Origin of the sequence: Idiomarina ramblicola (assembly GCF_003987255.1) — a bacterium.
Taxonomy (GTDB): Bacteria; Pseudomonadota; Gammaproteobacteria; order Enterobacterales; family Alteromonadaceae; genus Idiomarina; species Idiomarina ramblicola.
In genome coordinates this window covers 232,242-243,509 of sequence record NZ_PIQC01000001.1, presented here as the reverse complement: position 1 = coordinate 243,509, position 11,268 = coordinate 232,242, and the positions used below count along the sequence as shown (strand labels likewise).

General features: G+C 45.2%; 12 protein-coding genes. 10 read left to right on the top strand and 2 right to left on the bottom strand.

Translation table 11 applies throughout. The features are described from left to right. Window position 1: 1 nt before the first annotated feature. The 5 genes from CWI78_RS01175 (at window position 2) to CWI78_RS01155 (ending at window position 3,121) form a co-directional block, all read left to right on the top strand. The gene (locus tag CWI78_RS01175) at window positions 2-1,243 is read left to right on the top strand and encodes an SAM-dependent methyltransferase (protein WP_126779448.1); all 1,242 of its coding nucleotides are present in this window, start codon (window positions 2-4) and stop codon (window positions 1,241-1,243) included. Further along, window positions 1,240-1,740, top strand: a complete 501-nt coding sequence (locus tag CWI78_RS01170; protein WP_126779446.1) for a DUF2878 domain-containing protein — start codon at window positions 1,240-1,242, stop codon at window positions 1,738-1,740. Before CWI78_RS01175 ends, CWI78_RS01170 begins: the two co-directional genes overlap by 4 nt. Window positions 1,741-1,744: 4 nt before the next feature. Further along, a complete protein-coding gene (locus tag CWI78_RS01165; protein WP_126779444.1) occupies window positions 1,745-2,251 on the top strand; it encodes a chalcone isomerase family protein in 507 nt (168 codons plus the stop codon). A gap of 1 nt (window position 2,252) precedes the next feature. Further along, window positions 2,253-2,780, top strand: coding sequence for a DUF3833 domain-containing protein (locus CWI78_RS01160; RefSeq protein WP_126779442.1), 528 nt, complete (start codon window positions 2,253-2,255; stop codon window positions 2,778-2,780). Window positions 2,781-2,863: 83 nt separating this feature from the next. Further along, on the top strand, window positions 2,864-3,121 hold the full coding sequence (locus tag CWI78_RS01155) for a DUF3912 family protein (RefSeq protein WP_126779440.1): 258 nt from the start codon (window positions 2,864-2,866) through the stop codon (window positions 3,119-3,121). 47 nt (window positions 3,122-3,168) lie between these two features. Here CWI78_RS01155 and CWI78_RS01150 read toward each other — a convergent pair whose 3' ends face one another. Beyond that, window positions 3,169-3,603 (bottom strand): hypothetical protein, encoded by a 435-nt coding sequence (locus CWI78_RS01150; protein ID WP_126779438.1) that lies wholly within the window; start codon window positions 3,601-3,603, stop codon window positions 3,169-3,171. A 139-nt stretch (window positions 3,604-3,742) separates the two neighbouring features. Between CWI78_RS01150 and CWI78_RS01145 the strand changes: the two genes are divergently transcribed. Genes CWI78_RS01145 through CWI78_RS01135 form a run of 3 tightly spaced genes read left to right on the top strand, consistent with a single transcriptional unit; the run spans window position 3,743 to window position 6,182 of the window. Continuing rightward, window positions 3,743-4,504 (top strand): Nif3-like dinuclear metal center hexameric protein, encoded by a 762-nt coding sequence (locus tag CWI78_RS01145; protein ID WP_126779436.1) that lies wholly within the window; start codon window positions 3,743-3,745, stop codon window positions 4,502-4,504. Next, window positions 4,504-5,310: a methyltransferase domain-containing protein gene (locus CWI78_RS01140; RefSeq protein ID WP_244213046.1), complete on the top strand. Its 807-nt coding sequence runs from the start codon at window positions 4,504-4,506 to the stop codon at window positions 5,308-5,310. The genes CWI78_RS01145 and CWI78_RS01140 overlap by 1 nt, the downstream gene beginning before the upstream one ends. Before the next feature lie 2 nt (window positions 5,311-5,312). Next, window positions 5,313-6,182, top strand: coding sequence for an NAD(P)-dependent oxidoreductase (locus CWI78_RS01135; RefSeq protein ID WP_126779434.1), 870 nt, complete (start codon window positions 5,313-5,315; stop codon window positions 6,180-6,182). Window positions 6,183-6,248: 66 nt separating this feature from the next. Here the strand turns inward: CWI78_RS01135 and CWI78_RS01130 are convergent, their stop codons facing one another. Then, a complete protein-coding gene (locus CWI78_RS01130) occupies window positions 6,249-7,598 on the bottom strand; it encodes a DUF1329 domain-containing protein (RefSeq protein ID WP_126779432.1) in 1,350 nt (449 codons plus the stop codon). Between the two features lie 162 nt (window positions 7,599-7,760). Here CWI78_RS01130 and CWI78_RS01125 point away from each other — a divergent pair, with 162 nt between their 5' ends. Beyond that, window positions 7,761-8,933 carry a WD40/YVTN/BNR-like repeat-containing protein gene (locus tag CWI78_RS01125; RefSeq protein ID WP_126779430.1) on the top strand — a complete coding sequence of 391 codons (1,173 nt, stop codon included), beginning with the start codon at window positions 7,761-7,763 and terminating at the stop codon, window positions 8,931-8,933. Next, the gene (locus tag CWI78_RS01120) at window positions 8,934-11,264 is read left to right on the top strand and encodes an efflux RND transporter permease subunit (RefSeq protein WP_126779428.1); all 2,331 of its coding nucleotides are present in this window, start codon (window positions 8,934-8,936) and stop codon (window positions 11,262-11,264) included. Window positions 11,265-11,268 lie beyond the last annotated feature (4 nt).

The following is an 11,268-nucleotide window of genomic DNA, read 5'->3' as shown; positions in this document are numbered from 1 at the left end:
TATGTCCAGTGGTGAAACGACTATGGTTGCGCCTATTCAATATGGCGTGTGGGATAAGCTTTTCCGTACTATCGCATTTAAGTTATTAGCTCATTTGGAATATGGGCAACTGACGATAAAGGAAAAAGGGACGCTAATTGAAACGTTTGGCCATCCTGATAAGGATCTGGCCGGCGAAATTGATGTGAAGGACTCGTCCTTTTATCGCAGGCTGGTGACAGGCGGTAGCATTGGTGCTGCCGAACTCTACATTGATAAACACTGGGATACGCCGGATTTAACAGCCGTAATACGAGTTTTTGCCCGTAATTTACCCGCGTTGGATAAGCTGGAAACACGACTGGCGTGGTTAACCTTTCCTTTTAATAAATACCAGCACTGGAGTAACCGAAACCATAAAGGCCAGGCAAAGAAGAATATCTCTGCCCATTATGATCTCGGTAACGAACTGTATACCCGTTTTCTTGACGATGCCATGCAGTATTCAAGCGCATTATTCCGACACTCAACAGACTCGCTTGAGCAGGCACAGCGTAACAAGATGCAGCGGTTATGTGACTCTCTGGAGTTAGAGGCCGATGATCATTTATTAGAGATTGGCACTGGCTGGGGTGGCCTTGCGATTTATGCCGCGGAAAACTATGGTTGCCGGGTTACCACCACAACGATCTCTGAAGAACAGTTCCAATACGCAAAAGAACAGGTTGAGGCTGCCGGTCTTTCAGATAGGGTTGAGCTGTTAAAATGTGATTATCGTGATCTGAAAGGCCAATACGATAAACTGGTTTCTGTCGAAATGATTGAAGCAGTTGGTAAAGAATACTTGCCCACATTTTTTAGAACCTGCAATAAGTTGCTAAAAGAAGGTGGCAAAATGTCCTTACAGGCGATTACCATTGCCGACCAGAGGGCCGTTTCATACGCGCGTTCGGTAGATTTTATTCAAAAGCATATCTTCCCCGGAGGCTTCTTGCCTTCTCTCAGCCAAATGACTCAGCTTTTTACTCGTTATACGGACTTAGTTGTGCGTGATGTTCATGATTTTGGCTTGAGTTACGCAAAAACGCTGAAGCAATGGGAGCAACGCTTTAACACCAGACAATCGGAACTTGCAGAACTCGGATATGACGAGCGTTTTTCGAGACTATGGAACTATTATTTTAGCTATTGTGAAGGTGGCTTTCTTGAGCAGCGGGTCTCTGTTGTTCAGGTTACAGCCAGCAAATCGCAGGCCTACTCATGACTTCTATTCAGCATAAAATTGTTAGCTTTGTTTTATTCAACGGACTTTGGCTAAGCGCTGTTGCAGGCCGTGAAGACTATATTGTACTGAGTGGTGTTCTGCTGGCGTTGCAATTTATCTACAGCATTGTTGTCGCTAAAGTCAGTTGGACCCTAATATTACGCCTTTTTGCGGTCGGCATACTGCTGGAAGCCATTGTTATTAGTCTTGGCGTTATTAATTTTGTTGGCGGGTATTTCCCGCTATGGCTGGTGATGCTATGGCTGGGGTTTTCTTCTATGGCGCCGGTGGCGCTGGACTGGCTAGCGCCTAAAACAATTTTTGCCATTCTGGTTGGTATGGTTTCCGGGCCATTGAGTTACGTTGCCGGAATAAAATTAAATGCAGCAACCATTGATTCAATGCCAGTCGTTGTGGCGAGTTATGCTGTGGTTTGGGGATTAATGATGGCCTATTTTGTTTTCTCCATGTCACCCAGAAAACAGAAGGGAGTGTAGCGTTATGAAATATTTTCTAAGTGGTGTTATTGCGCTTTTTAGCATGAATTTATTAGCGGCCGAATGCACAAGTTCGGTTCCCGAGAACTTTACTAAAGTGGGTGAAACAAGGCTCAGCGTCTATTTCTGGGATGTATATGATGCGACTCTTTACAGCCCGTCAGGTAAGTACAACCAAGATGAACGACAAGCGTTGATGCTGGACTACTTGCGCGATATCAAAGCGAAGGACTTAATTGAAACCACAGAAGAAGAATGGCAGAAGCTAGGTCTTAACAGTGACAGCCATGAGAAATGGTTAACGAAGCTGGACTCAATTTGGCCGGATATTAAGGAGGGTGACTGCCTTCTGTTAGTTGAAAAATCAAACGGAGCAGCTGAGTTCTATCAAGGCGACAAATTGCTTGGAGAGATTGATGACAATGAGTTTACTGAACAATTTCTGGCTATCTGGTTGTCTGAAGAAAGCCGATTTAAGTCTGAGCGAAACGAGTTAATTGGAGAAAAATAAAATGCAAACTTTAAGAGTTCTGACGGTTTCCGGGTTACTTTTGCTAATTTCAGCTTGTTCAACAGGAATTGACGCTTATAAGTCAGAGGAGCCGGAGCTGAAGCTTGAAGAGTTTTTTAATGGTGAGCTGGTAGCTTACGGCATGGTTCAGGATTATAGCGGGGAGGTGATTCAGCGCTTTGAAGTAACGATGACCGGAACCTGGAATGGCAATAAAGGTGTTTTAGATGAACACTTCACTTATGCCGATGGACGCGAACAACAACGAGTTTGGCATATAACCAAAACTGGACCTAACAGCTATGAAGGCCGTGCAGATGATGTTGACGGTGTTGCAAAAGGGACGACAGCTGGAAACGTACTGAACTGGGAATACCAGTTAGAAGTCGAAGTGGATGGCGAACCTATGGTATTAACCCTTGATGACTGGCTTTATCTTATTGATAAGAACAATATGATCAATCGTACTGATATGTCTAAATGGGGCTTTCCAGTTGGCGAGATAACGCTGTATATCGGTAAGAAATAAATATCAAGAATCTCTGTCAGCGACCGATAATATCAGTATAATCCAGGTATTGGTAAAGCCTTAAAAGGTTTAGGGAAGCTGCAGTGGCAATAAATTATCCGACATTTTCTTACAATAACCCTCGCATTCATGGGCAGACGGTTTTTATTAAACGCGGTCCACACCAGGGGAAGTTAGGAATAATAGCAAAATCAATGGATAGCGACCGTTTCCTGATTTCTCAGGCTGACTTTGGTTCCGAGAAGGTTATTTTTAAGCGCAGTGACTTTTTGGTACACCGCTATCGTAAAATTAAGGTTCCAATTGACCGGGTTGCGGGTAAAAATCCGGATGTCTTATAAGTAAAAAAGCGACCCATTAGGTCGCTTTTTACGTTATTACTTATTGATTACACGCTGCCTCTGGGTAGACGGCAATCACTTTCTTTGCTTTCTAATTTCTGTTTCCACAGCTCTTTTGCTGTTAAGCCGCCAGAACTGGACTTTTTAGCGGGGGATTTCTTCGCTGTGGATGCCTTAGTTGGTGACTTTTTAGCTGCTGGCTTTTTGGTTGCCTGCTTTTTAGGTTCAGCTTTCTTGGCCGCTGGTTTCTTGGTTTCGGCTTTCTTAGGTTCCGATTTTTTCGACTCAGCTTTTTTCGGGGCGGCTTTTTTCTCTTTACCGAGCGTCTTTGTGTCGTCTGCTAATTGTGCAAGACGCATATTCTTACCACCATCAACGCTGTACCAGCCGTTGCTGCTCTCGATTTTAGGCTTTTTACCGTGAGCTTTTTGATAAGCTTCGGTATATTCCGCAATTACCTTTTCTTTATCCAGATTGCTCATTCAAGTGTTCCTTTATTCAAGGTTTGTTTTAGAAGGTTTTGTATAAAAATACTTCACTCTTCGTTTATACCGTTTTTTCGGATTATTGTCTAATTTCGGGTAAACTGGAGTCATTCAGACAGTCATTTTGGTTTTAATTATGTCTATAAGTAGGAATGAATTACAAAATTATCTTAATCAACTTTTAAACAGTCATCAGATTAAAGATTTTTGTCCTAACGGACTGCAGGTAGAAGGTAAGCCCGTTATACACAAGATTGTGAGTGGTGTAACGGCCTGCCAGGCATTGGTGGACAGAGCGGTCGAAGAAAAAGCGGATGCGATACTTGTTCATCATGGGTATTTTTGGAAAGGTGAGCCTGCAGAAGTTGTTGGCATGAAAAAAAGGCGGTTACAACAGCTGCTAAAGCATGACATTAATTTATTTGCTTATCACTTACCGCTTGATGTTCACCCTGAACTAGGGAATAACGCCCAGTTGGCTAAACTGATGGATTGGCAGTTTGAGGGGGCGGTAGACTCGTCTGATCCGGCTTGTCCGTTAGTAACGGGTCGTTTAGCTAAGCCTCTATCATGTGAGGACTTTGCCAATGTGTTGGAACAACGCCTGCAGCGCCGCCTGGTTTGCCGGGTGGATAGTTCAAGTAAGATTAAGAAGGTGGCCTGGTGCACTGGTGGTGGACAAGGTTTTATTGATAGGGCGGCTCAACTCGGCGTGGATGCTTTTATTACCGGAGAGGTCTCTGAACCCACCGTTCATAGCGCCCGCGAACAGGGGATAGCATTTTTTGCCGCAGGCCATCACGCCACTGAACGTTATGGCGCTAAGGCATTGGGCGAACATTTAGCAAGTCATTTTGAGCTCGATGTTCAGTTTATAGATATTGATAGCCCAGCCTGATGACAAAGAAGCGATCAATAAATAAGCAAAAGCAGGAACGGGGCGACTTTAGCGGTATCAGTCAAAAGTTCTCTAAATCAATCTACGACACTAGCAAAGGTCAGTTGCGTATGGAGGTGCTTAAACGCGATTTAGCCCCTTTGCTAGCCAGTGAGCCCTGTTTAGTGCTGGATGTCGGGGCGGGGCTTGGTCAAGTGAACCAATGGTTCCAGCAGAAAGGCTTTAAGGTTGTTCATTCCGATCTCTCATCGGAGATGGTTGAAGAGGCTGAACTCCGTCATAAGGCCCAAGGCTTGGATCAGCAATGTCAGTATATTTCGTCAAGCTTAACCGACCTGGTTAATCAGCAACCGTTTACTCAGTACGATATTATTCTCTGTCATGCCGTACTGGAATGGCTACCCGACACCGAATTGGCTATTCAACAGTTGGCCTCATTGTTAAAGCCTGGCGGCAGGCTCTCATTAATGTTCTATAACCATCATGCCAAACTCTTTGCTAATGCGATTTATGGAAACTTTGACTACATTGAGCGCGGTTTGAAAGTTAAGAAAACGGTTCGCTTAAGTCCGGAGAATCCGGCTGTACCAGAACAGGTCGAGAGTTGGCTAAAAAATGAAGGGTTAGCGGTAACGCAAAAAACGGGTGTCCGATGTTTTCATGACTACTTGCGCAATATAGAGCATCAGCAGAGATTTGATGAATTACTTGCACTTGAAATGAAGTATAACCAGATGTCGCCTTATCGTGAGCTTGGACGCTATCAGCATTGGATTATTGAGAAACCAAATTGTCAGGAGGAGTGAAAATGGGGAAACGATGTGCATTTATTGGGCTGGGTGTTATGGGTTACCCAATGGCCGGCCACCTGCAAAAAGCGGGTCACAAGGTAACCGTATTTAATCGCACTCAGATTAAAGCAGAAAAGTGGGTAGAGGAATACTCTGGTAACTATGGCGCAACTCCTGCTGAAGCGGTGAATGATGCTGACTTTGTCATGGTTTGTGTTGGTAACGATGATGATGTACGCAGCGTTTTTTACGGTGATGATGGATTACTCGTTAATTTAAAATCGGGAGCTGTTGTTGTTGATCACACCACAGCTTCAGCCGAATTGGCTCGTGAGCTGGAGAAGGCTGTAAAAGAAAAACAGGGGGCCTTTCTGGATGCGCCGGTGTCTGGCGGACAAGCCGGAGCTGAAAACGGTGTTTTAACCGCTATGCTGGGTGGTGAGCAACAGACTTTTGAGGCTGCAGATGAACTTTTTCAATGTTACGCAAAAACTCGGCAGTTAATGGGTCCGGCTGGCAGCGGGCAACTGGCAAAAATGGTTAACCAGATTTGTATTGCCGGTGTGTTGCAGGGGCTTTCGGAAGGGCTTCAACTGGCGCGAAAGGTAGGCCTGGATCCGGAGAAACTAATTTCTGCGATTAGTCAGGGAGCGGCAGGCTCATGGCAAATGGAAAATCGCTATAAAACCATGTGGGAAAGCCATTATGAACATGGTTTTGCAGTCGACTGGATGCGAAAAGACTTGAAAATTGCATTAGCTGAAGCTGACCGACAGGGGGTTTCTTTGCCAGCGACAGCATTGATTGATCAGTTCTATGCGGATGTTCAGAAGATGGGCGGAAGTCGCTGGGATACTTCGAGCCTATTAGCTCGGTTGGAAAAATAAGCCGGTTTGTTTGGGCAATAAAAAAGGAGGCAAATGCCTCCTTTTTTGTTCAGCTAAGTATAAAACTTAACGGAAACCTTTGCGACGTAATGCGTTAGTACTGAAGTCGTCACGGCTTGGTGAGATATCCCATTCCATATAAGGGCTTTCTTCATTGCCTAAGCCTAAAGAGATATAACGACCAGAGTCCAGGTCATAAAGGGCCTCTGCCGCCATCCAGGGAACATCCTGGTTATAGAACTGAGTATTCAGTGCTTCACCAACACGCCATAATTCACCACGTCCATCGTAGTGGTCAACAAGTGACGCAGTCCAACTGTCTTCGTCAAGGTACATGGTACGTTTAGAGTAAATATGACGTTCACCGTCTTTTAGCGTGCCTTCAACAACCCAAACGCGGTGTTTCTCATAACGTATTAAGTCCTGATTCATATGACCGGCTTTAATAATATCGTCATAGTTGAGCTCAGGATCCATGATTTTGTAGTTGTTATAAGGAATGTAAATTTCTTCTTTTCCTTTTAACTCCCAGTTGTATTTATCCGGAGCGCCATTGTACATGTCCAGGTTGTCAGAAGTACGTAAGCCATCTGCTGCTGTACCTGGTCCGTCGTAAGCTACGTTAGGAGCGCGGCGAACACGACGTTGACCTGCATTATAAATCCAGGCGCGACGACCTTCTTTTACCTGGTTAATGGTTTCGTGAACCAATAATACCGTGCCGGTTAGGCGAGAAGGCGCTTCAACTTCCTGCATGAAATAGAACAGAATGTTGTCATCAGCTTCCTGGCGACCGGTTTTAAGGTATTCTGGGAAGACCAGAGTTTCTTTAAGCTCAACAGTGGTGTAGTTACCGTTCGAGAGAACTGGGAACTGAGCAATATTACGAGTTACAGCACCACCACGGTAGCGTGTAATATGGTTCCAAACCGCCTCTAAACCATTTTCAGGAATAGGAAAAGGAATGGTCGTATCAAAATTTTCAACACCATTACCACCGGCAACCATCTCAGCTTGTTCAGCATTTGACTTGATTTTTGGCCAGAGTTCGTCTGGGTAAGTCGCTGAACGGCGAGTTGGGTATACGATCATTTTATAGTCGGAGTGTTTATCAAACATCGCGATTTGACCTTCGCTCAGATGTTCTTTGTGCTCATCCAAGTTGTCATGAGTGATGGTAAATAAAGGTTTATCATCAGCGAATGGGTCATTACCGCGAACAACGTCAACCGCGTGGTCAGAGTAACCGCCATCCCATGCCGGGATAGAGCCATCAGCGTTTGCAGCTTTCTCCGCACCAATTGGAGTGAGATCCTGACCAAGCCGTGCGGCTTCTTCTGGTGATACTTTAGCCGCAACGCTCGCGGAAATCACCGACATGGCGAATACGCCAGCTTTTAGCATCAGTTTATTCATTATAATTTTCCTTGTTGTTCTACTTTCCAACATCACTTTGCCAGAGGACTGACCTCTCAAGCAATACTTTAACGAAAAAAAGCACAAATTTAACGAAAAAAGGTTTTCAAATTATCTTGAGCTTATACAATCCTATGACATTTTTAGTACCCGGGAGGTTCCATGCGCTTGTCTTTAACCCCATTAGGGGTGTTGTTGGGGGCTTTTTTTAGCACCACAGTGCTCGCACAGGATGGCGACACAGCAACAATTACTGATTACGACGTGATCAGTGCACCAGCATTGTCATCGGACAGAATAGAAAACGAAGTACTTATTGAAGTGACAACTGTCGGACCGCGCCTGATTGCGGTTGGAGCGCATGGCAATATTCTCTGGAATGAAGACAGCGATTGGCAACAAGCTGAAGTAGACACCAGTGTATTACTAACCAGTGTTGCTTTTGCTGACGAGCAGAATGGCTGGGCTACAGGACATCACGGCGTCATTATTAATACCAACGATGGTGGTAAAACCTGGAAGCGCCAGCTCGACGGTTTTGAGCTGATGGGGCTAGAGAAGAGCTACTTTGAAGCGCGCATAGAGAAACTAAGTGCAGAGATTGAATCAACGGATGGTGAAGAAGCCATCGCTGAATTGGAATGGCAGCTTGAAGAAGCTCAGTTTCAAATCAGTAACATTGAAGTTGCTGAAGAAGAGGGACCGAGTAAACCGTTTTTAGATCTTTATGTTAAGGACAGTAATACCGTTTGGGCGATAGGCGCTTATGGCACTTTTTTGAAAACTGAAAACGGTGGAGACAGTTGGCAGGTCATTTCAGGTCAATTAGAAAACCCCGGGGGTTACCATTTAAATACCATTTTTGGTCGGGGCGATGATCTTTATATTGTCGGTGAATCTGGTTTAGCTTTTGCGAGTTATGATGGCGGTAGCACCTGGCAGACTTTAAATTCACCTTATCGTGGTTCTCTTTTCGGCGGGCATCTTGATGCCAACGGCGATGTTTGGGTCTATGGCTTGCGGGGCAATGCTTATGTTTCTGAGGATAAGGGACAGAGCTTCTCTACAATTGATACGGGAACGCGAGTGAATTTGTCAGCCGGAACCAGCACCGAGTCAGGAACTCAGCTGATTGTCGGGCATTCAGGAACGATTCTTGAAATCGACGATCAACTTAACGTCAAAAATAGAACGCATCCAAGCGGTTCGGTTATGACCGATATTATAGAAGTGACTGAAGGCAAGTGGATTATGACTGGCCGCAGTGGTTTACTACACTGGCCAGCAAAAATTAGCGAAGAAGAAGCCGTAGCAACGCAACAAGGAGCGCAGTAAATGGATAATCCGAGTGCGAATAAACCAGCCGGTCTGCTGGAAAAACTATTATTCACGGTACGGGCTCCCTGGCTAATTGTCTTCCTGTTACTCACCCTGTTTTTGGGGTATCACGCATCGCAGGTTCGTCCCGACGCAAGTCTGACGAAAATGATCCCGACCAATCACCCTTTTATTCAGAACTATTTTGATTATCAGGATGACTTAGCAAGCCTCGGTAATGTTGTGCGGGTTGCTGTTGAAAATAAAGAGGGTGACATTTTTGAAGCTGACTTCCAGCAGCAACTGCAGAAAATTACCGACGAAATATTTTTCATTCCCGGTGTAAACCGCTCAGGGCTTCGCAGCTTGTGGACACCGAATGTTCGCTGGATGGAAGTGACCGAGGAAGGGTTTGTCGGTGGTCCGGTTATTCCGGATGGCTACGATGGCAGCGAAGAGTCATTAGAGAAATTAAGAACGAACGTTCTACGCTCCGGCGAAGTTGGAAATCTGGTAGCTAATAACTTCGAATCAACCATTGTTTATATCCCGCTTGATGAAGTTAACCCCGATACCGGGGAAAAGCTGGATTATCAGGATTTTTCGGAAAAGCTTGAAACGCTGGTTCGGGATAAATACCAAAGCGATAAAATCGCGATCCATATTACCGGTTTTGCAAAGCTCATCGGTGATCTTATTGAAGGCGCTGAGCAAGTTGGCCTGTTCTTCCTGTTAGCCATAGGCATTACTCTGATAATGCTTTATCTCTACAGTCGCTGTTGGCGTAGCACCTTTATGGTACTCAGTTGTTCGATTATTGCCGTTATCTGGCAGCTGGGCATTATTAAACTGATAGGCAGCGGAATTAACCCGTATTCAATGCTGGTTCCTTTTCTGGTGTTCGCGATAGGAGTCTCGCACGGTGTGCAAGTGATTAATGCCATTGGTATTAACCGGGTAGCCGGAATGGATAAAGTTGCTGCTGCACGTACCGCCTTTCGTGGGCTCTATATAGCCGGTCTTACTGCGCTGGCCAGTGATGCGATAGGTTTTACCACCTTAATGGTAATCGATATTGAGGTGATTAAAGAGTTAGCAATAGCTGCAAGTATTGGTGTTGCTGTGGTCGTACTAACCAATCTTGGTTTATTGCCTATTCTGATGTCTTACCTGGGCACGTCCGATAACGGCGTTGCTTATCAGAAGAGAATTGAAGGCGAACGTCATCCGTTATTTGAGTTCTTTGCTAAGTTTACTCAGCCTAAATGGGCGTACTCAGCACTTGGTGTCGCGCTCGTCATGCTGGCCTGGGGACTGGTTAATAGTCAGAACATGGCAATTGGCGACCTTGATAAAGGAGCGCCGGAGCTTCGTCCCGATAGCCGCTATAATCAGGACAATGCCTTTATCGTCGATAACTACAGTTCCAGTACGGACATTTTTGTGGTGATGGCCGCATCGGCTCCAGAGCAGTGTATTGCGTACGACAATCTGGAATTGATGGAACGTTTTAGCTGGCATATGGAAAACACCAGTGGCGTACAGGACGTTAAGTCAGTGGTGTACGTTTCTAAAATGGGCATGTTTGGCATTAACGAAGGCAATCTGAAGTGGTTTAGTCTAAACCGTAACCAATACGTTATTAACGCCTCGTTAAGCCGAATTCCTGACGGCCTGATTAACAATGATTGCTCAATGGCGCCGGTGATTATTTATCTGGATGATCACAAAGCTGAAACGCTGGAAAATGTCGTTGGATCGGTTAATGAGTTTAATCAAAACTATCAGCAGGAAGGTTTAGAGCTGCTGATGGCAGCCGGTAACTCGGGTATTGAAGCAGCAACCAACTCGGTTATTGAGGCGGCTCAGAATAAGATGCTGTTGTGGGTGTATGGCGTCGTTATTGTGCTGTGCTTTATCACCTTCCGTAGCGTTCGTACGGTAGCCTGTATCGTGTTGCCATTAGCCTTTACCACTGTCATGAGCCAGGGATTAATGGCTGTGCTTGGTATTGGTATTAAAGTGGCGACTTTACCGGTTATTGCTCTTGGTGTGGGTATTGGTGTCGACTACGGCATTTATATTTACAGTAAGGTAAAAGAGGGTTTACAGCAGGGAATGTCGTTGCAGGAAACCTACAAATACTCACTGGATAATACCGGGAAGGCGGTTGGCTTTACAGGGTTAACCCTGGCCATCGGTGTCGCTACCTGGATATTCTCACCCATTAAATTCCAGGCGGATATGGGGATATTACTGACCTTTATGTTCCTTTGGAATATGTTGGGTGCGCTGATTCTAATTCCGGCACTAGCGAGGTTGTTCAGAGTCGGTAGTAAGAACGCTTAACTCG

Bases quoted from the DNA above. Each gene is read 5' to 3' on its own strand.
- CWI78_RS01125 (WP_126779430.1), top strand. From the start codon at position 7,761: ATGCGCTTGTCTTTAACCCCATTAGGGGTGTTGTTGGGGGCTTTTTTT.
- CWI78_RS01175 (WP_126779448.1), top strand. From the start codon at position 2: ATGTCCAGTGGTGAAACGACTATGGTTGCGCCTATTCAATATGGCGTG.
- CWI78_RS01120 (WP_126779428.1), top strand. From the start codon at position 8,934: ATGGATAATCCGAGTGCGAATAAACCAGCCGGTCTGCTGGAAAAACTA.
- CWI78_RS01135 (WP_126779434.1), top strand. From the start codon at position 5,313: ATGGGGAAACGATGTGCATTTATTGGGCTGGGTGTTATGGGTTACCCA.
- CWI78_RS01130 (WP_126779432.1), bottom strand. From the start codon at position 7,598: ATGAATAAACTGATGCTAAAAGCTGGCGTATTCGCCATGTCGGTGATT.
- CWI78_RS01165 (WP_126779444.1), top strand. From the start codon at position 1,745: ATGAAATATTTTCTAAGTGGTGTTATTGCGCTTTTTAGCATGAATTTA.
- CWI78_RS01140 (WP_244213046.1), top strand. From the start codon at position 4,504: ATGACAAAGAAGCGATCAATAAATAAGCAAAAGCAGGAACGGGGCGAC.
- CWI78_RS01150 (WP_126779438.1), bottom strand. From the start codon at position 3,603: ATGAGCAATCTGGATAAAGAAAAGGTAATTGCGGAATATACCGAAGCT.
- CWI78_RS01170 (WP_126779446.1), top strand. From the start codon at position 1,240: ATGACTTCTATTCAGCATAAAATTGTTAGCTTTGTTTTATTCAACGGA.
- CWI78_RS01160 (WP_126779442.1), top strand. From the start codon at position 2,253: ATGCAAACTTTAAGAGTTCTGACGGTTTCCGGGTTACTTTTGCTAATT.
- CWI78_RS01145 (WP_126779436.1), top strand. From the start codon at position 3,743: ATGTCTATAAGTAGGAATGAATTACAAAATTATCTTAATCAACTTTTA.